This is a genomic window from Streptomyces sp. NPDC004126, assembly GCF_050275515.1.
Taxonomy (GTDB): Bacteria; Actinomycetota; Actinomycetes; order Streptomycetales; family Streptomycetaceae; genus Streptomyces.
Map to the genome: position 1 here is coordinate 1 of NZ_JBNNPF010000071.1, position 22,162 is coordinate 22,162.

The 22,162-nt window shown below is 68.1% G+C and carries 21 protein-coding genes and 2 pseudogenes; 17 read left to right on the forward strand and 6 right to left on the reverse strand.

Features of this window, described 5'->3' with window-relative positions; all coding sequences use genetic code 11:
• Together ACQKM2_RS36965 and cysC are read right to left on the reverse strand one after the other, a co-directional pair.
• Positions 1–174: pseudogene (locus ACQKM2_RS36965) on the reverse strand (sulfate adenylyltransferase subunit CysD); the annotation flags it as partial.
• Entirely contained in the window at positions 171–731 is a 561-nt protein-coding gene (gene cysC, locus ACQKM2_RS36970; RefSeq protein WP_427717679.1) for an adenylyl-sulfate kinase, read from the reverse strand. The gene cysC and the pseudogene ACQKM2_RS36965, both read right to left, overlap by 4 nt.
• Positions 732–1,180: 449 nt before the next feature.
• Between cysC and ACQKM2_RS36975 the strand changes: the two genes are divergently transcribed.
• The 14 genes from ACQKM2_RS36975 to ACQKM2_RS37040 all read left to right on the forward strand — a co-directional run bounded on the left by ACQKM2_RS36975 (position 1,181) and on the right by ACQKM2_RS37040 (position 15,338).
• On the forward strand, positions 1,181–2,344 hold the full coding sequence (locus tag ACQKM2_RS36975; RefSeq protein ID WP_427717616.1) for an acyl-CoA dehydrogenase family protein: 1,164 nt from the start codon (positions 1,181–1,183) through the stop codon (positions 2,342–2,344).
• A gap of 3 nt (positions 2,345–2,347) precedes the next feature.
• Positions 2,348–2,758 carry a thioesterase family protein gene (locus tag ACQKM2_RS36980; RefSeq protein ID WP_427717618.1) on the forward strand — a complete coding sequence of 137 codons (411 nt, stop codon included), beginning with the start codon at positions 2,348–2,350 and terminating at the stop codon, positions 2,756–2,758.
• Positions 2,733–4,073: an aspartate aminotransferase family protein gene (locus ACQKM2_RS36985; RefSeq protein ID WP_427717619.1), complete on the forward strand. Its 1,341-nt coding sequence runs from the start codon at positions 2,733–2,735 to the stop codon at positions 4,071–4,073. Before ACQKM2_RS36980 ends, ACQKM2_RS36985 begins: the two co-directional genes overlap by 26 nt.
• Entirely contained in the window at positions 4,070–5,383 is a 1,314-nt protein-coding gene (locus ACQKM2_RS36990) for a peptide ligase PGM1-related protein (RefSeq protein WP_427717621.1), read from the forward strand. The genes ACQKM2_RS36985 and ACQKM2_RS36990 overlap by 4 nt, the downstream gene beginning before the upstream one ends.
• Positions 5,384–5,453: 70 nt before the next feature.
• A complete protein-coding gene (locus ACQKM2_RS36995; protein ID WP_427717623.1) occupies positions 5,454–6,185 on the forward strand; it encodes a HalD/BesD family halogenase in 732 nt (243 codons plus the stop codon).
• 94 nt (positions 6,186–6,279) lie between these two features.
• Positions 6,280–7,317, forward strand: coding sequence for a 3-oxoacyl-ACP synthase III family protein (locus tag ACQKM2_RS37000; RefSeq protein WP_427717624.1), 1,038 nt, complete (start codon positions 6,280–6,282; stop codon positions 7,315–7,317).
• 39 nt (positions 7,318–7,356) lie between these two features.
• Entirely contained in the window at positions 7,357–8,184 is an 828-nt protein-coding gene (locus ACQKM2_RS37005; RefSeq protein ID WP_427717626.1) for an ATP-grasp domain-containing protein, read from the forward strand.
• Between the two features lie 46 nt (positions 8,185–8,230).
• On the forward strand, positions 8,231–9,142 hold the full coding sequence (locus tag ACQKM2_RS37010) for a TauD/TfdA dioxygenase family protein (RefSeq protein ID WP_427717628.1): 912 nt from the start codon (positions 8,231–8,233) through the stop codon (positions 9,140–9,142).
• Between the two features lie 64 nt (positions 9,143–9,206).
• A complete protein-coding gene (locus tag ACQKM2_RS37015) occupies positions 9,207–10,121 on the forward strand; it encodes an ATP-grasp domain-containing protein (RefSeq protein ID WP_427717631.1) in 915 nt (304 codons plus the stop codon).
• Between the two features lie 5 nt (positions 10,122–10,126).
• Positions 10,127–10,849 carry a hypothetical protein gene (locus ACQKM2_RS37020; protein ID WP_427717634.1) on the forward strand — a complete coding sequence of 241 codons (723 nt, stop codon included), beginning with the start codon at positions 10,127–10,129 and terminating at the stop codon, positions 10,847–10,849.
• Between the two features lie 4 nt (positions 10,850–10,853).
• Entirely contained in the window at positions 10,854–12,086 is a 1,233-nt protein-coding gene (locus tag ACQKM2_RS37025) for an MFS transporter (protein ID WP_427717636.1), read from the forward strand.
• Positions 12,083–13,681 carry an acyl-CoA mutase large subunit family protein gene (locus ACQKM2_RS37030; RefSeq protein WP_427717639.1) on the forward strand — a complete coding sequence of 533 codons (1,599 nt, stop codon included), beginning with the start codon at positions 12,083–12,085 and terminating at the stop codon, positions 13,679–13,681. Before ACQKM2_RS37025 ends, ACQKM2_RS37030 begins: the two co-directional genes overlap by 4 nt.
• A gap of 16 nt (positions 13,682–13,697) precedes the next feature.
• On the forward strand, positions 13,698–14,120 hold the full coding sequence (locus tag ACQKM2_RS37035; protein WP_427717641.1) for a cobalamin B12-binding domain-containing protein: 423 nt from the start codon (positions 13,698–13,700) through the stop codon (positions 14,118–14,120).
• Between the two features lie 132 nt (positions 14,121–14,252).
• A complete protein-coding gene (locus ACQKM2_RS37040; RefSeq protein WP_427717643.1) occupies positions 14,253–15,338 on the forward strand; it encodes a threonine aldolase family protein in 1,086 nt (361 codons plus the stop codon).
• A 13-nt stretch (positions 15,339–15,351) separates the two neighbouring features.
• Here the strand turns inward: ACQKM2_RS37040 and ACQKM2_RS37045 are convergent.
• A pseudogene (locus tag ACQKM2_RS37045) lies at positions 15,352–15,536 on the reverse strand (IS5/IS1182 family transposase); the annotation flags it as partial.
• Positions 15,537–15,844: 308 nt separating this feature from the next.
• On the opposite strand from ACQKM2_RS37045, the gene ACQKM2_RS37050 reads away from it, so the two are divergent.
• The 3 genes from ACQKM2_RS37050 to ACQKM2_RS37060 all read left to right on the forward strand — a co-directional run bounded on the left by ACQKM2_RS37050 (position 15,845) and on the right by ACQKM2_RS37060 (position 20,086).
• Entirely contained in the window at positions 15,845–16,312 is a 468-nt protein-coding gene (locus tag ACQKM2_RS37050) for a hypothetical protein (RefSeq protein ID WP_427717646.1), read from the forward strand.
• A 2-nt stretch (positions 16,313–16,314) separates the two neighbouring features.
• Positions 16,315–19,035: a hypothetical protein gene (locus ACQKM2_RS37055; RefSeq protein WP_427717648.1), complete on the forward strand. Its 2,721-nt coding sequence runs from the start codon at positions 16,315–16,317 to the stop codon at positions 19,033–19,035.
• A 559-nt stretch (positions 19,036–19,594) separates the two neighbouring features.
• The gene (locus ACQKM2_RS37060) at positions 19,595–20,086 is read left to right on the forward strand and encodes a CHAT domain-containing protein (RefSeq protein WP_427717650.1); all 492 of its coding nucleotides are present in this window, start codon (positions 19,595–19,597) and stop codon (positions 20,084–20,086) included.
• On the opposite strand, the gene ACQKM2_RS37065 is transcribed toward ACQKM2_RS37060, so the two are convergent.
• From ACQKM2_RS37065 to ACQKM2_RS37075, 3 genes are all read right to left on the reverse strand, one after another.
• Complete coding sequence (locus ACQKM2_RS37065; protein WP_427717653.1) at positions 20,061–20,990, reverse strand: fatty acid desaturase; 930 nt, start codon at positions 20,988–20,990, stop codon at positions 20,061–20,063. The two genes, ACQKM2_RS37060 and ACQKM2_RS37065, sit on opposite strands and share 26 nt — an antisense overlap.
• The gene (locus ACQKM2_RS37070) at positions 20,977–21,597 is read right to left on the reverse strand and encodes a class I SAM-dependent methyltransferase (protein ID WP_427717655.1); all 621 of its coding nucleotides are present in this window, start codon (positions 21,595–21,597) and stop codon (positions 20,977–20,979) included. The genes ACQKM2_RS37065 and ACQKM2_RS37070 overlap by 14 nt, the downstream gene beginning before the upstream one ends.
• 64 nt (positions 21,598–21,661) lie before the next feature.
• Positions 21,662–22,162, reverse strand: coding sequence for a hypothetical protein (locus tag ACQKM2_RS37075; protein ID WP_427717658.1), 501 nt, complete (start codon positions 22,160–22,162; stop codon positions 21,662–21,664).

Here is a 22,162-nt window from a genome sequence, read left to right on the forward strand (position 1 = left end):
GGCCTTCAGCGCCAGGTGCAGCATGACGATGGAGTCCTTGCCGCCGGAGAACAGGATCACCGGCTTCTCGAACTCGCCCGCCACCTCGCGGAAGACGTGCACCGCCTCCGACTCCAAGGAGTCCAGGTGGTTCAGCGCCCTCGTGGCCCTGTTGATGGGGATGACGGTGGTCACGCGAGACCCCTCTGTTCGAGCAGCGCGAAGAGCGCGGCTGCGGATTCCCGGACGGTCTGCGTGTGCGACTCGATACGGAGGTCCGGGTCCTGCGGGGCCTCGTAGGGGTCGTCGACGCCGGTCAGACCGGAGATCTCGCCCGCCGCCTGCTTGGCGTACAGGCCCTTCACGTCACGCTCGGAGCACACCTCGACCGGGGTGGCCACGTGCACTTCGAGGTAGTTCGTCGAAGCGGCGGCGTGCCGCTTCGCGACGGCCTCGCGGCTGTCGGCGAACGGCGCGATCACCGGGACGAGGGCCTTCACACCGTTGCTGGCGAGGAGTTCGGCGACGAAGCCGATCCGCTGCACGTTGGTGTGCCGGTCCTCGCGGCTGAAGCCCAGGCCCGCCGAGAGGAACTCGCGGATCTCGTCCCCGTCGAGCACCTCCACCTTGTGGCCCTCGGCGCGCAGCCGCTCGGCCAGCGCGTACGCGATGGTGGTCTTGCCCGCGCTGGGCAGACCGGTCAGCCACACCGTGGCCCCCTGGCCCCGTGTTGTTGAGAAGGAGCGAAGAATCTGCCCCTTGCTGGGAGAGATCCGTTTCAAGAACACCGGTTGCTCCTACGTTGCTAGAGACGTCAATGTGGATTCAGCGGTGCGATTATGGGCATGGGCACTGAATAACCTCGTACACATGGTGCCGCACTCTTGGTGCGCCCTTCTCGGTTTCCGGCGGCAGCATTATGCATGGCATGTTGATGCCGTACCGCCATCCGCCGAAGGGACTAGTCGGGTACGCCTTCACATGGGCCGAAAGAACTATGGCGGCGGACATGTTGCTGCCACGCCGCATGCTGCCAAGGGAAATGCGGCAAGCCGGTGACGTTTGTGGTGCAGTCTTGTTGAGACGCCGCATCAACCCCGTCGGATAGATCAGGTTTCCAATCCCGAATGGCGTCTCTTGGAAGAGCCGATCCGCATCCCTGTTGCGACGGCCGTCCCGATCAACGAAATGGACCGTACGCGTGAACCCGGAACGATATGCGCAGATAAAGAAGCGCTTCGTTGATTTCGCCGATGAACATATAGCCCCCAGAAGTGCCGACCGAGATCGGACTGGTTCGTTCGATCATAAGCTCTGGCAGCGGCTTTCCGATTCGGGATTCTGGCGGCTCGGCGTTCCCAGGGATCTCGGTGGGGACGGGGGCGGCATATGGGATCAGGTCGCCGCCTTCGAAGGACTCGCCAGGGGAGCGAACGACTGCGGCTTCGTCCTTTCTGCCGCAGCGCATGCCGGCCTCATGCAACTGCTGCTTCGGCACGGCACGGTGGAGCAACAAAAGCGGCTACTGCCGGGCCTCATGTCGGGGCAGGTAGGAGCCACGGCATCGACCGAGGCGTCCGGGGGGTCGCACGTCGCCGGCATCAAAACCTCGGCGGTCAGGGATCCGGACGGGGCCTTCCTGCTGTCCGGCGAGAAGAGCCACATCACCAATGCGCCCGTCGCCGACGTGGTGATGATCGTCGGGCGTGTGCCAGCAGCGGGTCCGAAGGACATCACGCTCTTCCTCGTGGAAAAGGGCCAAGGCGGCCTGACGTTCGGTGAGCACGAAGACCTCCTGGGGTTGCGCACGAGCCCACTGGGACCCATCGCGCTCGACAACGTCCGCGTGACGGAAGAGCGACTGGTCGGCGGCGTGGGCGAGGGCTTGGACAAGCTCTACTGGTGTCTGACTTTCGATCGCCTGATCTACGGCATCGTGGTCGCATCCCACGTGGAGCGGCTGCTCCACCTCGCGGCCGACCGAAGCCTCAGGCGCCAGGCATTCGGTGCACCGCTTGCCGCTCACCAGTACATCCAGGACAAGCTCGTCCGGATGAAGCTGACCATCGAGGCTTCCCGTGCGCTTGCGCACGTGGCACTGAAGGCGCTTGACAGTGGTGCCCCGTCTGCCAGCTCCCTTGCTTCGTGCGTCAAGTTGCTCTCCGCGGAGGGCATCGTCGACGCCTCCATGGAACTCGTGCAGATCTTCGGGCACATCGGTACCGAAAAATCCTACGGGATTGAGCGCCATCTACGTGACGCCGTCGCATTCAAAATAGCCGGCGGTACTAACGAGATGCAGAAGAAGAACATCTTCAAGCACGTCATGCGTGAATTCCAAGGCGAGCTTCCGGAAGAGGTGTAAGTGATGCGGACTGAATCGAAGAAGGTCACGGCGCACGCGGTCCGTGTGGTGGCGCCGTCCGACTGTGCAACGCAATGGGGTAATGACGGGCTTGAAGTCCTGTCCACGCCCGCGATCCTCGGCAATATGGAACGCGTCTGCGCCGGCGCGATGAGCCTGTACCTGGATGCGGGGGAAATGAGCGTCGGAGTGAACGTCACGATGAATCATCGAGCCCCGGCCCCCGTGGGGGCCGAGGTGGAGTACCGCGTCGAGTCCATCGGTGTCGACAGGAAGACGGAATTCGTCTTCGAGGTCCGTGACGCGCACGGAACGCTGATATGCGACGGAACGCATGCCCGCGCCGTCGTGGAGGCGGACAGTTTTCAGACGCGTATTGATTCTCCGAATGGATCTGTTTCCCATGCACGTTGAGGCGGAAATCCGGCAGCCGGTCGAAGCGCTCGGTGGCGCCCGCACGGTTCTCCCTCGCGCCATCCGGGCGAGCGGAGTGCGAATCTATGACGACCGGGGCAACGACTACATCGACGGCAGCTCCGGCCCCATATGCGTGAACATCGGCCACGCGGTGCCCGAAGTGCTTGCGGCCATGCGGGCTCAGGCCGAGTCCCTTCCGTTCGTCCACCGAAGCCAGTTCTCAAGCCCTGTCGTGGACGAACTCACCAACGAGGTGCTCTGCCTGGCCGGCGACGAATTCCGCGAGGTCGTCTACACGAACTCGGGATCCGAAGCCACGGAGACCGCACTGCGCCTGGTCATGCATCACCATGCCGCCCTCGGCAGGACGGACCGTACGGTCGTCCTTTCGCAGAGCCCTAGCTACCACGGCATGACCGCGGGCGCACTCAGCGTGTCCGGTCACGCCGGGCGCAAGGAGAACCTTGCACCCCTCCACGACAGCAGCGTGACCACCGTCCCGGTGACCGCCACCACAGCCGGACAAGTCCTGCCCGGTATCGAGGAATGGGAGGCCGCCTTCGAGCGCGTCGGCCCTCAGCGGGTCGCGGCCGTGATCGTCGAGCCCGTCGGTGGTGCGGCCAGCGGTGCCGCGGAACTTCCGGACGAGGTCTTCCGACGCCTGCGGGAGCTGTGCAGCCAGCACGGTGCGCTGCTGATCTCAGACGAGGTGATGACCGGGTTCGGCCGCGTCGGCGGATGGTTCGGATTCGAGCAGTCGGGTGTGGTGCCGGACCTCGTAGTGACCGGCAAGGGTCTCAGTGCCGGGTATACGCCGATCGGAGCCTGCTTGGTGGGCCGCCGCGTGCTTGAGGGCACGTCCGCCGTGGACCTGGCTTTCGGCCACACCATGAGCGGTAATCCTCTCTCGGCGGCGACCGCTCTGGCGGTCCTGCGGTTCACCAGGAGCCGCCGTCTGCCGGAGAAGGCCAGTCAGATGAGCGGGCTCATGCGGCAGCGCCTCGCGGAGCTCTCGGCATCGTTCGAGTTTCTGGGCGGGCCGCGCGGGCGTGGTCTGTTGCACGGACTCCCCGTTCTGCAGGACCCGAAGGGCTTCGAGACCGCGCCCCTTGCCCGTCTGATCTGCTGCCGGGCGAGTGAGAACGGGCTGATCCTCTACCCGGCCGGGACCGACCACCGTACGCAGTCCATCCTCGTGGCACCGCCGTTGACGATCGGGTGCTGTGACACGGACCTGCTCTTCCGACGCCTCCACGCGGCCCTGCGACGCGTCGAAGCCGAGCTTCAGCTGAGCAAGGAGGTTGTCCGATGACCCGGCTTCTGATCGGAAACACGTACAACGAGCACATCGTCGGCGACCTGGACGCGTTCGACGCGCGCGACCGCCGGGCTGCCGGGAACATCGCCCTGCGCATGGCATGGCTTCTCGAAGCGGGCGACGTGCTGGTTCTTCCTCAGGCCCCTGATCCAGGCTTCATCGAGTACGTCCTGGCTCTCAAGGGGCTCGCCCGTGACACCGTTGCCATCGTGGTGCCGCTCCCGGGCCGTTACGGGAACGACGTCCTGACGGGGGAACGGCTGCTGGACCACCGCTTCGTGGACCACCTTCGCTCGCTCGGGTCCGAGTTGACGCAGATCCTGCCGTATTCGTTCGACAGCACGGTGGCCCGTCTGGCGCGGGAACTCGGTCTCGAGGCGGGAACGCCCGCCTTCGGGTTCCTGGAAGCGGGCGGGACTGATCTGCTCAACAGCAAGTCGGTGTTCCGGGCGATCGCGGCCGGCGTCGGCGTGCCGATGGCCGAAGGATTCACCACCATGTCGCGAGCCGGTGCTGAGGAGTTCGTGGGCCGAATCCTCGGGAGGGGCGACGCCGTCATCGTCAAGCAGGACGTGCACACGGGGGGATTCGGCAACGACATTCTCGCGCCGTGTGAAGGCGTCGAGCCCGTCGGTGCACCCAGGACCGTGGTGCTGACCAGCCCTGAGGCCATCGCCGTTCACCTCGACGGCCATTGGCCGGAGTACACCAGCGGTGATCGCAACCCCGTCGTGATCGAGCACTACATCCCGGGTTCGATCGCGCTGGGCGCGGAGGTGAGCGTCACCGACGACGCCATTCACGTTCACCACGTGGGTGAGATGCGGATGGCTCCGATCTTCGACGGCATCGCCATCCCCGGAGTCGTGGCAACGCGGCGCCAGCAGGGGGAGTACGTGGACGCCATGGTCGCCCTGTGCGAGCCGATCCAGGGCATGGGGTACCGGGGGTTCATCAACATCGACGGCCTGCTGACCCCGGACGGGGAGGTCCTGCTGTCGGAGTTCAACGGACGTCTCGGCGGAACGACGCACCTGCACTGGATCGGCCAGAACTTCCTCGGTCCGCACTACGCCGACAACCGGCTGCTGGTCACGCGCAACCACTGGAGGGTGCCCTCCTCGCAGGCAGCCGTGGAACGCCTGGCGGCGTCCGGGCTCGCCTTCGATCCCGGCACGGGGCTGGGCGTCATCGTCACCGCGGACCACGTCAGCCAGTGCGGCGCGGTCGAGTACTGCGCCGTCGCCGAGGACGTCGAGACCGCCTCCGCCATGGAGCACCGGCTCTCCGGCCTCTTCGCCTGAGACCAGCCCTTCCGGCACAGGGCGCAGCACCCGCCGCAATCTCTCACACTCATCACGAAAGGATCACGTCGTGTCTCATATCGAGGCTTCCTGGACCTCCTACCTCACGACCTTCGACGACCAGCTCGATGACCTGAAGGCCCGCTTCGCCGAAGACGAGTTCATCGAATTCCCCGACTTCGGACCCCGCGAGGTCCGCGAAGCCCTCGACCGAGAGATCGTCGGACTGCTGGACAAGCACGGGCTGAAGCGCCGGATCAACGTCAGCCGCACCGGCGGAACCCCCCGGTTCATGGAAGTCGTCGGCCGAAACCCGATCGCCGAGGAATCGGAGCTGATCCCGGGCACCTACCATTCGGCGGCCCTGCGCTCCTTCCTCGCCGAGATCACGAAGGCCGGCGAGATCCTGCCCGTTCCCTTCACCCCGGAGGAGATGGTCATCTCCCGCCTGACCGAGATCGGTGAGACGCACGGATGGCACTGGGACGACTACTCCTACGCGTTCGTCTGGATCGTCGAGGGCCCTGCCCCCGAGGACGGCGGCGCACTGGAGTACGTCCGGGACACCGCGTGGAACAAGGAGGACCCCCGGGTCGAGGAGGTCCTTGCGGGTGGGCGCGTCGAACGCCGTCACCCCGCCACCGGCTCCGCCTACCTCCTCAAGGCCGACACGGCGCTGCACCGCGTGGCACCGCTCGCCCGGGAAGGCGCGCGCCGGGTGATCCTCTGCTTCTCGTACGCCTCTCCCGGCGAGATGGACAAGGCCGTTGACCACACCGAGGTGGACTTCTACTCCGCGTGAGGAAGACGACGGGATCCGTCCGGTCTCCCTCGTTCCCCCGCCCCCTCCCGAGACCGCGCAGCGGCAAGCCTGCGCACACCTGAAAGGTTCTCCCATGTCCGCATGGCCCCATGGAGCTGTAGGCCGTCCCGAAGTCGGCATCCTCGGGACGGGCTCCTGCCTGCCCGGCAAGATCGTGCCCAGCCGGGAGCTGGAGGCAGGTGTCCAGGTACCCGACGGCTGGATCGAGCAGCGGATCGGCGTGAGGGAGCGGCGCTTCGTCCAGGAGGGCGAAACGGGACTCGACCTCGCTGTCGGGGCCGCCCGCCGCGCCCTTGACGCGGCCGGTGTGGATGCCGACGAGGTGGACGCCATCATCCTGGCGACTTCGACAGCGGACCTTCCCATTCCGGGCATCGGGCCGCGTCTGCAAGGGCTGATCGGTGCGCCGAACGCCCTGGCGTTCGACGTCAACGCGGCCTGCGCCGGCTTCCTCGTCGGATGTGAACTCGGCCGGGGGCTCCTGGCCGGCACCCCCGGCATGCGTCACGTGCTGGTGGTGGCGACGGACACCTACTCCCGTGCCACCGACCCCTCCGACCGACGGACACACCCCCTCTTCGGTGACGGAGCCGGAGCCGTCCTGCTCGGGCGCGTGCCCGAAGGCCAGGGCATATGCGGAACGGGTCTCTACACCGATGGCCGTCTGTCGCACTACGTCACCGGCGGCCCCGGACTCCCGGCCCCGGCAGCTGCGCCCGATACGCACTTCCTGAAGATGTCGGGCCGTGAGGTCGCCGACCTGGTCCGATCGGAGTTCCCCCGTCTCGTCAACGAGGCTCTGAAGGAAGAGGAGATGGAGCTGGGCGACATCGATCACCTCGTCTGCCACCAGGCCAACCCGAATCTGCTCCAGGAGTGTGCCTCCGCGATGGGCTTCGCGGCGGAGCAGCTCGTACTGACGGGAGACCGGATCGGGAACACGGGAGCCGCGTCGATTCCCCTAGGGCTGGACATCGCGTGGCGTGACGGGCGCATCAAGCCGGGCGACACGGTGCTGATGATCAGCTTCGGCGCCGGAATGACCTGGGGCCGCACCACGATGCGATGGCCCGACCTGCCAGGGGCCGCTACGGCCGAAATGGCGGCGTGAGCGATGTCCGCACGTGCCGTCCTCGCCTCCTGTAGCGCCATGCCCGAAGGCGACGGTGACGACGCCGGCCTCGTCGAGGCGCTCGCCGAATACGACGTCGTGGCCCGCTGGGCTCCCTGGGGCTCGCCGGTAGGCCCTGACGAGACCGTCGTCCTCCGTGCGACCTGGGACTACCAGGACCACCGCGAACGCTTCCTCGACTGGTGCGCCTCCCTTCCGAAGCTGATCAACCCCTTTCCCGTGATCCGCAGCAACACGGACAAGCGCTATCTCGCCAGGCTCGCCGCCACCGGTCTTCCCGTCATCCCCACCCTGGTGCACGAGCCGGGCGGGCAGCTGCGGGACGCAGGAGACGACTTCGTCATCAAGCCGGCGGTGGGAGCCGGATCGCGCGGTGCCGGCCGGTTCACCTCATCGCAGCGTGCGGAGGCGGTGTCCCATCTTGAGAAGCTCCACGCGGCGGGGTTCAGCGCACTGGTCCAGCCCTACCAGCAGTCGGTGGACCGGCACGGCGAGACCTCGCTCGTCTTCTTCCGCGGTGCCTACTCACACGCGTTCACCAAGGGCCCGATGCTGACCGGCGGCGTCGCCGACACCCAAGGCGCCCTCTACCTCCCCGAATCCCTGGCCGAGGCCGAACCCGACGCCGAGATGCGGGCCGTCGCGCTGGCCTGTCTGGAGGGAGCCGCAGCCGATGCCGGCGTCGCGGTGCACGACCTGGTCTACGGGCGGGTCGACCTCGTGCGCGGCGAATCCGGACCCCTGCTGCTCGAACTGGAGCTCACCGAACCCGGGCTGGGCTTCCCGTACGTCACGCCAGGGCCACTGAGGCGGTTCGCGCACGCCATCAGCTCCGCCTGTTCCTGATGACGCCCGGGCTCGCCCGGCTCATCTCAGTCTTCTGGAGTACATCGTGTCCACCCATACCCATACCGACCCCATCGTCCGTCCGCTCACCAAGCGCGTCGGAGCGGAGCTCAGCGGGGTCCGCCTCTCCGGAGATCTCGACGAGCCCGTCGTCAAGGCGATCCGAGAAGCCCTGCTGAAGCACAAGGTCGTGTTCTTCCGCGGCCAGCAGCACCTCGACGACGCCGTCCACCACGCTTTCGCCTCGCGCCTCGGGGTGCCGATCCCCCATCCGACCATCCCGTCGGAGGGCGACGCCCACGCCGTGTTCGAGATCGACTCCCGCGGCAGCCGGGCCACGTCCTGGCACAGCGACGTGACGTTCGTCAGGAACTACCCGGCCTTCTCGATCCTGCGGGGAATCGTCATACCGCCGTGCGGCGGTGACACCGCGTGGGCGAACACCGTCACCGCGTACGACGACCTCCCCGTGCCCCTGCGCCGTCTGGCCGACAGCCTGTGGGCGGTGCACACCAACGCCTTCGACTACGCGGCCGCTGCCAGGTCCCGCCAGTCCACCTCCGCGGAGCGCGAGTTCCGAGGGGTCTTCGAATCGGTCCACTTCGAAACGGAACACCCGGTCGTTCGGGTCCACCCCGAGACGCAGGAGCGGTCGCTGGTCGTGGGCGGCTTCGCCCAGCGGATCCTGGGGCTCTCGCAGCACGACAGCCAGCAGATCCAGCAGATCTTCCAGCGCTACATCACGCGCCCCGAGAACACCGTCCGGTGGCGCTGGAGCGAGGGCGACGTCGCGATCTGGGACAACCGGGCGACCCAGCACGTGGCCGTCGACGACTACGGCGACGCGCCGCGCACGCTGCACCGGATCTGTGTCGAAGGCGAGGCGCCCGTTTCCGTCTTCGGCGAGCAGAGCGTCGCCCGAGACGGCGGCGACGCCGCCTGGTACCAGCGCGCGTGAGCGCAGGCGCTGGACCTGGAAGCCCTGGCCGGAAGCCGGGAACCCGAGAAATACAGCACACAAGATGGGACAGACTGTCATGAAGCTGGGCGTCCTTGCCTGGGCCGCGGGCGAAGCGGAGTCCACAGGTATCGCAGCCGAGGCACAGAGGCGTGGTCACGAGACCGTGCTCTTCGAGTTCGACGACATCCGCTGCCTTGCCGCCGGCAGCGGGCCGCGGCCGCAGATCAACGGCCACGACGCGGCGAGCTTCGACGTCGTCCTCTCCCGAGGACACGTCGGGCTGGACAACTGGAGGATCGCGGCGGAACACCTGCACCTGCTGTCCAGCGTGCCGGGGGTGCTCGTGCTGGACCCCGCCGACGTCCATGTGGCGGCGGTCGGAAAGTTCACGATGCTGCACAAGCTCGCCCAGGCGGGGGTACCCGTACCTCCGACACGCGAATGCGCGAGCGTGTCCGACTTCCTGGAAGCGTGTGAAGCGTGGGGCCGCGTGGTCCTCAAGCCCTCGGTGGGCTTCGGCGGCATCGACGTCGAGCGGTTCGTCGAAGGGCCCACCGAAGAAGCCGTCAACCAGGTCAAGTCGCTGCTGATCAAGTACGGAGTGCTACTCGCCCAGCCGTTCCTCGAACACACCGGCGACTACCGGATCACCTTGATCGGCGACGAGCCGTCCGTGTGCGTCAAGGCCCTCACGCACGGTGATGCGTGGCGTCAGAGCCACGGACACGGCAGCGGTCCGGCCCGCAGCCCGATCGAAGTCATCGAGCCCCCGGCCGACCTGCTTGAAGTGTCCCGGCTCGCCGCCCGCGCCCTCGACCTGAGCATGGCCGGCATCGATGTCATCTACTTCCACGGTCGGCCGGTCGTCATCGAAGCCAACGTGGTCCCCGGGTGGGACGGCTTCACCCAGGAGAACCAGAACATCGTGAACCGGGACGTAGTGGACTACGTCGAGCGCCGGTTCCAGGAGAGGTGAGAACCGTGTCGGAACATACTCGCATCGCCATGTGGTCGGGGCCTCGGACCCGGTCGACCGCCATGCTCCGCGCCTGGGAGAACCGCCCGGACACCTCCGTGGTGGACGAGCCGCTGTACGCGTACTACCTCGCGAACACAGATGTCCCGGATCCGGGTCAGGAGGAAGTGATCGCCAGTCAGCCAACCGACTGGCGCACGGTCCTCGACGCTCTCACAACTGCACCGCCACCGGCCGGTGCCCCGATCTTCTATCAGAAGCACCTCGCCCAGCACCTGCTGCCGGCCGTCGACCGGAGTCTGCTGCGGCCCCTGCGCCACGCCTTCCTCATCCGCCATCCGGCCGAGATGCTCGCCTCGTACGCGCAGGTCCAGGCCCCTTCCGCGGACGAGCTCGGCCTGCGGCAGCAGTACGAACTGCACCGCCTCTTCGGCGGGCCGGTCGTTGATACAAGTGACCTCGTCGAGCGGCCGGAACCGGTGCTCCGGGAGCTGTGCCGGGCGCTGGACGTCCCCTTCACTCCTCAGATGCTCTCCTGGCCGGCGGGCCCGCGGCCGACCGACGGGGTCTGGGGCCGCCACTGGTACAAGGGCGTCTGGAACTCCACCGGGTTCAGCCCCTCCGCTTCCCCGGTGCACCCCCTGCCCGATCACCTGCACCCCGTGCTCGATGAGTGCCTGCCGTTCTACCAGGAACTCAGGTCGATCCGTATCAGCGGACAGGAGTAGTCCCATGCGCGGCCTGACTGCCTACCGGTCGACCCTCATGCTGCCCGAGCTGCGCCCGTGGGCCCTGCTCCTCCTGTGCCAGCGCCTCTCCGTCGCCATGGCCCCCGTGGGCCTCATCTACCTCGGGCAGGCGGGCTCGGGCTCACTCTCCCGCGGTTCCCTGCTGGTCGGCGTCCACGCCATCGCGGAAGCCGTCTGCGCGGCACCCTTGGGCCGGCGCTTCGACCGCCGGCCCATGAAGCGCGAATTCACGCTCGTACTCATGACGGCGTCCGGCTTCTTCGTCCTCGCTGCCGCGCTCGCCCCCGCGCTGCCCATTGCCGTCGTCGTCGCGGTAGTGGCCTGCGGCGGCGGGGTCGCAGCCGGAGCGCACGGCGCGCTGCGCGCCCTGGCGATGCGGCTGGCTCCCCACCACGTACGGCCCGTACTGGGTGTGGAGAGCTCGCTCAACACCTTGATGTGGTTGTCGGCACCTGTGCTGGCCGTATTCCTCGCCGAGGGCATCGGAAACACGGCGCCGGTGTGGGCCATCGCGGCCTTCTGCGGGCTCGGCGCTGTCACCGCGCGCTTCCTCACCGAACCAGCCACGGCACCCGTTGACGAACGTGCCGGGGTGCCGTGGACACGACTGCTTCCCGCGTGCGGCCAGTCGGCTGCCGCCATGCTGGCCGTGGGCGCTCTGACCGTCAGCCTCTTCGGTCTCCTTCCGCTCCTCGGCGCCGACACCACCTGGGCCGGGACATGGCTGAGCGTGATGGCGGGGATGGGGGTGCTCGGCGGCATCTGGTACAGCTCACGCCAGTGGCCCGGCCGGCCCGTGGTCCAGACGGCCGTGTTGCTGAGCCTGCTGTGCGCGGCTGTCATCACGGCGGGCATCGTGGGCAACGTAGTGGCGGGCTTCGCCTTGATCATGATCATCGGTGTGCTCCAGCCGGCCGTGGGGGCATCACGCTCCCTGGCCGTTCAAGACCGCGTACCCCAGGGCGCGCTGAGCGCCGCCTTCTCGGCGACGTACGCATGCGCCGGTCTCGGATACGGCGCCGCCGGCCTGCTCGCTGCCGCCCTCCTTTCCGGAGCCGGCCCCCGGGAAGCCGTCGTGGCGTGTGCGGGCATCGCTCTCCTGATCGCCGTCCTTTCCGGAATCGCCGAAGCGCGCCAAGGCGGCAGCTCCCCGGAAACCGACGGCGAAGTAGAGCAACCGGGATTCCCGGTGGAGCTCCAGGAGAAGCACGCGTGACGAACGAACCAAGCAGCCGCAGCACCGAGAGCGGTCTTTCCATCCGGCCCGTCTACGGACCAGAGGACCAAGTAGGCCAGGACCCGGCGCAAAGGCTGGGCGAGCCCGGCGCCTACCCCTACACCCGCGGGGTCTACCCGACGATGTACACCGGACGCCCCTGGACGATGCGCCAGTACGCCGGATTCGGCACGGCCGCCGAGTCCAACGCCCGCTACCGGCAGCTGATCGACCACGGAACCACCGGGCTGTCGGTGGCCTTCGACCTGCCCACCCAGATGGGCTACGACAGCGATGCCCCGCTCGCACACGGCGAGGTCGGCAAGGTGGGCGTCGCGGTCGACTCCATCGAGGACATGCGTGAGCTGTTCGACGGCATCGCAATGGACCGGGTCTCCACGTCCATGACGATCAACGCCCCTGCAGCCCTGCTGCTCCTTCTGTACCAGCTGGTCGCCGAGGAGCAGGGCTTGCCGGCCGCCGCCCTGACCGGCACGGTGCAGAACGACGTGCTCAAGGAATACATCGCGCGCGGTACGTACATCTTCCCGCCCGCCGCCTCGCTGCGGCTGGTCGCCGACCTCTTCCGCTACTGCCAGGCCGAGATGCCCAAATGGAACACCATCTCCATCTCCGGCTACCACATGGCGGAGGCCGGAGCCTCGCCCGCGCAGGAGATCGCCTTCACCCTCGCCAACGGGATCGAGTACGTCCGCACGGCCGTCGCCGCCGGCATGGATGTGGACGAGTTCGCACCCCGGCTGTCCTTCTTCTTCGTCGCCCGCACCACCCTCCTGGAAGAGGTGGCGAAGTTCCGTGCCGCCCGCCGGATCTGGGCGCGCGTGATGAAGGAGGAGTTCGGCGCCCGCGACCCCAAGTCGATGATGCTGCGCTTCCACACCCAGACCGCAGGGGTGCAGCTCACAGCCCAGCAGCCGGAGGTGAACCTGGTCCGGGTGGCCGTCCAGGGACTCGCAGCGGTCCTCGGCGGCACCCAGTCACTGCACACCAACTCCTTCGACGAGGCCATCGCGCTCCCCACGGAGAAGGCCGCCCGGCTGGCCCTGCGCACCCAGCAGGTCCTCGCGTACGAGACCGACGTGACCGCAACGGTCGACCCGTTCGCCGGCTCCTACGCGGTCGAGGCGATGACCGACGAACTGGAGACCGCCGCCGTGGCGCTGATGGAGAAGGTGGCAGGGATGGGCGGGGCGGTAGCCGCGATCGAGCAGGGGTTCCAGAAAGCCGAGATCGAACGGAGCGCCTACCGGATTGCCCAGGAGACCGACCGTGGCGAGCGGGTGGTGGTCGGGGTGAACCGCTTCGTTCTCGAAGTGGACGACCCGTACGAACCGCTGCGTGTCGACCCGGCTCTCGAGGTCCGGCAGGCCCAGCGGCTGGCCCAGCTGCGCGCCGGGCGGGACACGGCGGCCGTTACAAGCGCCCTGGACGCACTGCGGGAGGCCGCTGCCGGCACCGAGAACGTGCTGTACCCGATGAAGGCCGCTCTGCGGGCCGAAGCCACGGTCGGTGAGGTCTGCGACACGTTGAGGACCGTCTGGGGGACTCATGCGCCCGCCGACTCCCGATGGTGAGAGAGACAGGTATCCCATGCAGCAGAGCCCAGATACTCCGGTACGCCCGCTCCGCCTGATCATCGCCAAGCCCGGCCTCGACGGCCACGATCGCGGCGCAAAAGTCGTAGCCCGCGCCCTTCGCGACGCGGGAGCGGAAGTCATCTACACCGGACTGCACCAGACGCCCGCACAGATAGTGGCCGCGGCGCTCGCCGAGGACGCCGACGGCATCGGGCTGTCCGTGCTCTCCGGCGCGCACCTGACCCTCTTCGGCGAGGTCCTGCACCTCCTGGAGGAAGCAGACGCCCGGGACGTCCTCGTCTTCGGCGGCGGAATCATCCCTGCCGACGACGTGCAGGAACTCACAGACCGGGGCGTCGCGGCGGTCTTCACCCCGGGAACACCCATACGGCGCATTGTCGAATGGGTGGCGGACCAGACGTGGGCCCGGCAGTGAGGAATGTCCCGCCCCTCCGGTGACCTGGTTCGGTCATGTGGGACCACGAGTGGCGCCCCGGCACGCGCAAGCGCACCCTGAAAGGCGGCGGCTTCTCAAGCCGCGCGATACGAAGAGGAGAATTCAGATTTCATGAAGGCATCGGAAACGCGCACTGCGGCGAGGCAGCGCCATAACCCCTTGGACCGCTTCTTCGCCAGCGACAATTATGCAGGGGTCCACCCTGAAGTTCTGGCGGCTATTGAAATGGCGAACGGCGGTCACCAGATCGCCTACGGCAGGGACGACTACACGCGATGCCTTCAGGACCTGATCCGCCAGCATTTCGGTGAGAGGGCCGAAGCTTACCCGGTCTACAGCGGAACCGGTGCGAACGTGGTTTCCCTCCAGGCCGTTACCGACCGATGGGGTGCCGTGATCTGCGCCGATACGGCGCACATCAACGCCGACGAATGCGGTGCTCCCGAGAGGGTGGGCGGCATCAAACTCGTCAGCATGCCCACGCCCGATGGGAAGCTCACGCCCGAGCTCATCGACCGGGAGGCCTGGGGATGGCACGACATGCACCGGGCCACCCCCCAGGCGGTCTCGATTACTCAGGCCACCGAACTGGGAACCATCTACACGGCGGACGAGATCCGGGCAATCGCCGACTATGTACACGCCAGGGGAATGGTGCTGCATGTTGACGGAGCCCAGCTGGCCAATGCGGCAGCTTCACTCGGAGTGTCGCTGCGTGAGCTCACGGCCGACGCGGGCGTGGACGTTCTCTCGTTCGGCGGCTCCAAATCGGGAGGGCTCTTCGGGGAAGCCGTGGTCGTCATCAACCCCGATATCGCACGCTCCATGCGACACATCGTGAAACAGACGACCCAACTCGTTTCCAAGATGCGATTCGTGTCGGTCCAGATGGAAGCACTCCTCGCAGACGGCCTGTGGCTGCGCAATGCGCGGCATGCGAATTCCATGGCTCAGCGGCTCGCGCGAGGCGTTGAATCCATCGAAGGAGTCGACATCGTCTACCCGGTACAGGCGAATGGGGTATTCGCTCGCCTGCCCCGAGAGGCGGCTGAACGGCTTCAGGAGAGATATCACTTCTACTTCCGGGACGAGCAGCCCGGAGTCGTCCGCTGGATGTGCTCATTCGACACCACTCCTGAAGACGTTGACGGGTTCGTATCCGCGATCGAGCACGAGGTGGGCAAGGGATCGGCATAGGTGGGCTGAGAGCCAGGACGAACGCGAGCGGTCGGCAGTGGCTGTCGGTGGCGAGGTGGACCTTGGTGGTCAGTCCGCCGCGGGAGCGGCCGAGGGCATGGTCGGCCGGCTCGCCGGACGGGCCCCGGCGGCGTGGTGGTGGGCGCGGACGATGGTGGGGTCGACCGCGACGGCCCAGTCCAGGTCGCCCTCGGCGTCGGCCTGCCCGATGGATGACCCGCGCGCGGAGATGGAGCGCATCACAGCCGGGAGAGAATCAGACACCGCCGAGACCCCTCTCGATCTTACGTAGGATCCCTGCCGGTCGACCGGGTTTTGTCAAGAGTCAGGCTGGCTGCGATCTGGACCTTCGAGGCCGCCCGTGGGTCACGCCAACCCTGAGGTTTCCCCCATACGCAACTCAACGACGCTTAGTCAGAACAGAGTTGCGGAATGCAGAAGAGGTCGAATGGGTTTGCGAAGCCGCCTTCAAACCATCTGGGGCCGGCGTCCAGGGGGGTACTGTGTTGGAACCGATTACCGCGCTCGCGATGGCGGGAGCGACCACACTGGTCGCAGCCATGGCGACCTCCGCGTGGGAGAGCACGCGCGAGGCGGCAGTCCGCCTCTTCCGGCGGGATCCCGGCCCCGACGACGCGCTTCTCGACACGACGGCTGCCCGTGTCCAGAGTGCCGCCGACCCCGCCGCCACCCGTGAGCGGATTGTTCCCCTGTGGCAGGGCGAGTTCGAGAATCTGCTTCAGAGGCACCCGGAGGCCCTGGAGGAAGTGCGGTCCTTCATCACGCAGACACGAGGGGATCTGCCCCCCGACGGTCTGGCGTGGGTCCAAAACGTCACGGCATACGCGGGGGGAAGCGCGTACGGGGCGTCCAATGGCAACGTGATCGTCCATCACCATGCCGCTTCGCCGCATCATCCGGCCGCGCAGACGGACAACGCTCCGGTGCCCCTGCCGTACTCTGACGGGCACTGAGCATGATCTCAGAGGACGGCGACCCGACCGGCGCAGTCGTGCAGAACGTTACCGCCGTGAACGGGTTTGCGTATGGAGTGATCGGCGCAGACCTTCACATCATGGGGGGTGGAGCTCCTCTCTACCTGCTTGCACGATGGCAGGGTCCGGTTCGTCCACCCTCGGAGTGGCTGCGCGAGCTGCCGAGCCGGATGCTCAACGCACGGCGTGCTCTGGTTCCCTTCGTCCTGCGCGACGAGGCCCTGGGTGAGCTGGAGTCGTGGCGGGATGGCGAATCCCGCCTCGCAGTCCGCTGGCTTCACGCACCAGGGGGGCAAGGGAAGAGCCGGCTGGCTGCCGAACTCGCCGAGCGGTCTGTCACGGAAGGCTGGACGGCGGCCGCCGCGTTCCACGGCCCGGATACCGGCCCCATAGCCGCTGGAAGCCAGGACCTCACCATGACCGCAGGCGGAAGGCTGCTGCTGATCGTCGACTACGCCGACCGCTGGAACCTGTCCGCGCTCACCTGGCTCCTGAAGAACGCCCTGCTGCACCGTGACGGCATCAAGGTGCGCATCTTGATGGTGGCACGCTCGACGTATCCGTGGCCGTCCGTCCGTGCCACGCTGGACACCTACCAGGCCGACACCTCGGCCCAAGGGCTCGCGGAGCTGGTGGGCGAGGCCGCACGCGCCAGCATGTTCCGCACAGCAGCAGATACCTTCCGCCGGTTGTACGGGCTGGCGGACACCGTGGAGATCGTCCCTCCCGTCGCGTTAAACGGCGAGGAATTCGGGCTGGTGCTCGCTCTCCACATCGCCGCCCTCGTAGCCGTCGACGCCCATGCCCGGAATGTGGCCGCACCGCAGGGACTCGAGGCTTTGACGATCTACCTCCTGGACCGCGAGCAGCTGCACTGGCGCAGACTTTACGAGGATGGCGGGCACGACTACAGCACTCCGCCAGCCGTGATGAACCGGGCTGTGTTCACGGCGTGTCTTGCCGGACCGCTTCCGGACCACTTCGCGGGCCCCGCTCTGGCCGGCCAAAACATCACCTCTCCCAGAGGAGTCATACGAGACCACGCCTTTTCCTACCCGCCCCAAGACTCCACTGCCAGCATGGTGCTGGAACCGCTTTACCCGGACCGCTTGGCCGAGGACTTCGTCGCGCTGTCCTTGCCCGGACACGACATCGACTACCCCTCACAACCCTGGGCCGGAGCCGCGCTCACCAGCCTGCTCGCCGAACCCGTGCCCGCCCCTGAGGCAGCCCAGCAGACCCAGCGACTCCTGACGGTGCTCGCGTCGGCTGCCGGTGCCGGACGCTGGAACCACGTCGCCGCTCACCTCACCGTCCTACTTCAGGAGGCCCCAGAGCGAGCCATCACGGCTGGCGCAGCAGCCTTGTCCGCGATCGCCGACGTGCCCGCGCTGCCGCCCGATGTGCTGAAGGCAATCGCAGAGCTCTTCCCGGAAGGCAGCGTTCCTGAGCTCGACACGGGGATGGCCGCAGTCGTCTACCGGCTGGCCCACCATGAGCTGTCGCAGACTCAGGACCCGCTGGCACACGCCACCGTCCGCGACCGGCTCGCCTCCCGCCTCCACTTCGCCGGTATGCACCGTGAAGCGGTAGAGGCACAGCGTGACGCCATCCCGGCCTGGCGCCACCTGGCCGACACCGGCCCCACATCACACCGCGCCGGCCTCGCCATGGCGTTGGCGAACCTGGCGCTTGCGCAAGGATCACTCGTCGGTCGTTTCCAAACCGAGCCACGGCAGTGGATGGAAGAGGCCCGCCAGCTCTATCAGGAGCTCATGGCCGAGGACCCGATCGCCCATCGACGGGGCTACGCGACCGTGCTGCGTAAGGCCAGTGGCCTCGCCACCGCGTATGGAGAACCGTCCTGGTCCTTGACACTGGCACAGGACGCGGTAGCAGCCTTCGAGCAGCTGAATGAGGCAACCCCCGGCCCGTGGGAGGCAGAACTGGCATTGGCGATTGGCATACTGGGGCAGGCTGAGATCGGAGCCGGACGGTACGAGGACGCCTTGGTGCACCTCACCGAGGCCGCCGAGATGTACCGCTCCCTCCCCCAGCGAACCCCCGGCGAGGAAGTCGAGCGCCTCGGCGTCACCATGGACCTCGCCACCGTGTATCGCATGTACGGACGAGACGCGGCAGCTCTTGAGATGTATCAAGAGCTACTTGAGCCCACCCGCCGCCTGGCGAAGGTCAACCCTGCAACCCGCGAGCCGAATCTGTGCACCTTGCTGAACAACCTGGCCGTCGTGCAGGACAGGGCTGGGTTCCCCTCTGATGCGCTCGAAACGGCGCGGGAAGCCGTAGCCGTCGCCCGCAAGTTGAACACCATTGACCCAGTCGTCCACGGCTCCAAACTGGTGATGAGCCTCATCACCTTGGCCCACCGCCTTGGGCGCTGGAATACGCAGGATTCGATCTCCGCGGCGAGCGAGGCGGTCCACACGGCCCGTGAGTGCGTCAGCTACCACGGCCAAGCCGATTGGCCCCTTCTTGGACTTGCACTGAGGGTGCTCCGCGAACACATGCTCGGCGGCGGACAGGCAATGGAAGCGATAGAACCTGCGAGAGAAGCAGTCGAGATCCTCAAGCTCCTGGTCGCACTGGAGCCTGCCCTCTACCGCGAGGAGCTGGAATACTCTGAGGAGCGCCTTGCGCTCCTGACCTCGGGACGCGTCATCATCGCCTACCACCAGTACTGAGATACACGTGCTTGCTCCAAGCTGGGCATGGCCGGAGGCTCCGGTTCGGCGAGCAGCGGGGGAGGCAGCGTGAAGCCCGGCGCCGCGGCTCGCCCGGCTCGGCTGGGATCAGGGGGGGCGCTGTCGGGGCGACGAGAAGTCAGCGAACCCGCCCCTGAGGCTTCGGGTTTGCCGATCCGCGGCTGGCCCTGGGCCTGTGGGGCCCCTCCGCGATCCCGCCGAGGGACGCCCCCGCCGAACAGTGGGCCGCCCTGGCCCTGAGGGTTGCGGAGACGGTGACGGCACGGCCAGGCACCGGGCGCCCGGGCGCTCCCCCCACCGAGGCGGACACCTCCCTGGTCCTGCGCCCGGGCACGGAGGCTCGGTTCCTGCGGCCGCCCTGCGTACCGCCGGCTCGGCCGCTCCGCCCCGCGCGCGGGTACCCGCGGAGCTGCGTCCCCTCGTCCTCGAAGCGCTCCGCGGTGCCACGGACACCGACCCCGTCGTCGGCGACTTCACGGGGACGACGACCCAGGACAGGGCGGCCGAGCCATGCCGGGAGATCGGCTCGGACGCTGTGGTGCACCTGCTCCCCGGCGACGGGGAACGGTCCGGCTGGGCCCTGGTGCTGCACCGGGCCGGCACCGTCTCGGCCCTGCGCCTGCCCTCGCTCCACGTCCGGGCCGACGCGTTACGCACCTTCGTGCGCGCCCACGACCACCGTCTGCGGTACCCGCACAGCGCCCCTGCCACCGGCTGGGGGCGCGCCCTGCGGGCCGTCTGCGACTGGGCGTGGACGGCGGCGATGCGCGATCTGGCCGGTCACCTCCTCCCGGAGGACGGTGCGCGCCGGAGCGGGGTCCCCCGAGTCGTGCTCGTCCCCACCGGAGTGCTCGGCCTCGTCCCCTGGCATGCCGCGCGGCGCAAGGTGGGACTGCCCGACGGCAGCCGGGGCCATCGGTACGCCCTCGAAGACCTCGGATTCAGCTACGCGCCGTCCGCCCGGGCCCACCACGCCACGCCTGGCGCGGGAGCGGGGATGCGGATCAGTAGCGGTGGATGGCTGCTCTGAGGACCTCTCGGTAGAAGGCGGCGTAGGTGGGCGAGTAGTTCTCTATGCGGTCGGCCGTCACGGTGTGGAGGCCGGGGAGCTTGTTGATGGGGACGCCCATGCGGAGGTGGTGCTCCACGTGGAGGTTGTTGCCGTTGGTGAGCCAGAAGGAGAAGCGGCTGCCCTTGATGGTGCGGGTGTTCTTGAAGACGTCCCTGGTGGTGCGGTCGCAGAAGATGTGTTCCGGGAGCTCGATCAGGAAGTGGACCGGCTCGGCGAAGACCAGCGGGATCAGCCAGAGGGTGACGATCAGGGGGCTGCCCAGCCACCAGGAGAGCGCCATCAGGGCGGTGAGGGTGACGAGCATCAGGCGGTACTCGGTGCGGATGCGCTGCTGGACGGCGGGCTCGGTGATGCGGGCGCCGAAGGTCGCGCGGGGGGACAGGGAGCGGAGCATGTCCCGGCCGGCTCCCAGCCAGCGGCGGACGTTGAAGGCCGAGGCGAAGAGGCTGCCCAGTGTCAGGTCCGCCGTCGTGGAGTAGTCGAAGAACTCGGTGTCCTTGTCGGTGCCCAGGTAGCGGTGGTGCAGCAGGTGCAGGGCACGGTAGCGGGAGTAGCTGACGAACAGCGGCACGCCGAGGAGGAAGCCGACGATCCGGCTGTTGCGCTGCGAGCGCAGGCCGGTGCCGTGCAGGGCCTGGTGCTGGAGTTCCACGCCGTGGGCGTAGACGATGCCGAGCACGATCTGGGCGGGCAGGGCGGCCGCCCAGCCGTGGGTGAGGACCCAGGTCGCCGAAAGGGCGATGAGGAGCCAGGCGAAGGCGACCTTCGCGACGAACACCCGGGAGTCCCGGGGTGTGAACTTCTTGAGGTCGGCGGGTATCCGCAGGTCGGCGGAGGCCGGTCTCGATTCAGGACTCTTCATCGTTCCCCCTGGTGAAAGCAAGATCGCTCCAGCGCACGCCGCCCCGGTGGAACGGGTCCGCGCTGTCGCCGTGGTGGACACAGGCCAGCCCCCGGGACCGGGCCAGTTCGATCGTTTCGGTCGCCGTGACCTCGAACATCCGCCGCCCGCGCGGCACCGGGCCGTGCCGGAGCGAGAGGAGCAGCAGGCCGCCCGGGGCCAGCAGTGCGGCGACGCGGGCCATCGACCTCTCCCGCTCGGTGGCGGTGAGGTGCATCCAGACCGCCGAGACGACGACCAGGTCGTACGGTCCCCGCCGGTCCGGCTCCGTGAGGTCCGGCAGGGAGTCGTCGAGCCAGGTGATGGTGTCGGTGCGGTGGATCCGACGGGCGTGGGCGCGGAGTTCGGCGGTGGGCTCCACGGCGACGACGGTGTGGCCCAGCGCCGCCAGTGCTGCCGCGTCGCGGCCGGTGCCCGACCCGATGTCGAGGACCCGGGCGCCCGGCGGCGGCAGCAGGTGCAGCACGCCCGTGTGTACGTCTTCGAATCCGACGCTCTCGTACTGCTCGGCGAGCGCGTCGGCGGCCTCGGCGTATCCGGAGGTGCTGGTCAGGATGGTTGTGTTCACGGTTGGTTCGCTCGGCGGGTGGTGGTCGGGTGGGTGGTCGGGTGGTGCGGCTCGATGTGAGGGGTCAGTGGGCGTGGGTGTCGTAGAGCGGGACGGGGGTGCCGGTGCAGCACTCGGCCCGGCGGCTGCCGAACGCGTAGATCACGTCCTCGCCGTCCCGGGCGTCCGGCACCCGGTGGATCTTCGTGACCGTGAAGCCGCAGTCCAGGAACAGTGCGCGGACGGTCTCCAGGGTCCAGACCGGATCCGTTCCGGAGGCCCGGAAGCCGACCAGGGCCACGCCGTGCGGGGCGAGCCGTAGGCAGAAGTCGCGCAGGGCCGCGGCGGCGGCGCCGGGGGCGGCGTCGGCCAGGCGGGTGCCGCACCAGATGCCGGCGAGGGCGCCCTCCGGGCCGGCCGCGGCCGGGTCCAGGGGCTCGAGGGCCACGTCCGGATGGCCTGCCTGGGCCGCCCGGAGCTGCGGGCCGGGCGCGTCGACGGCGACCCTGCGCTGGCCGTAGCGGACCATGCGGATCAGGCCTTCCAGTCCAAGGAGGGTGTCCGCTGTTGTGGGGTGCGTGCTCAC

Coding starts and splice junctions, on each gene's coding strand:
- ACQKM2_RS36990 (WP_427717621.1), top strand. CDS start 4,070: ATGACCCGGCTTCTGATCGGAAACACGTACAACGAGCACATCGTCGGC.
- ACQKM2_RS37015 (WP_427717631.1), top strand. CDS start 9,207: ATGGGACAGACTGTCATGAAGCTGGGCGTCCTTGCCTGGGCCGCGGGC.
- ACQKM2_RS37055 (WP_427717648.1), top strand. CDS start 16,315: ATGATCTCAGAGGACGGCGACCCGACCGGCGCAGTCGTGCAGAACGTT.
- ACQKM2_RS37000 (WP_427717624.1), top strand. CDS start 6,280: ATGTCCGCATGGCCCCATGGAGCTGTAGGCCGTCCCGAAGTCGGCATC.
- ACQKM2_RS37035 (WP_427717641.1), top strand. CDS start 13,698: ATGCAGCAGAGCCCAGATACTCCGGTACGCCCGCTCCGCCTGATCATC.
- ACQKM2_RS37065 (WP_427717653.1), bottom strand. CDS start 20,990: ATGAAGAGTCCTGAATCGAGACCGGCCTCCGCCGACCTGCGGATACCC.
- ACQKM2_RS36985 (WP_427717619.1), top strand. CDS start 2,733: ATGGATCTGTTTCCCATGCACGTTGAGGCGGAAATCCGGCAGCCGGTC.
- ACQKM2_RS37025 (WP_427717636.1), top strand. CDS start 10,854: ATGCGCGGCCTGACTGCCTACCGGTCGACCCTCATGCTGCCCGAGCTG.
- ACQKM2_RS36980 (WP_427717618.1), top strand. CDS start 2,348: ATGCGGACTGAATCGAAGAAGGTCACGGCGCACGCGGTCCGTGTGGTG.
- ACQKM2_RS37005 (WP_427717626.1), top strand. CDS start 7,357: ATGCCCGAAGGCGACGGTGACGACGCCGGCCTCGTCGAGGCGCTCGCC.
- ACQKM2_RS37040 (WP_427717643.1), top strand. CDS start 14,253: ATGAAGGCATCGGAAACGCGCACTGCGGCGAGGCAGCGCCATAACCCC.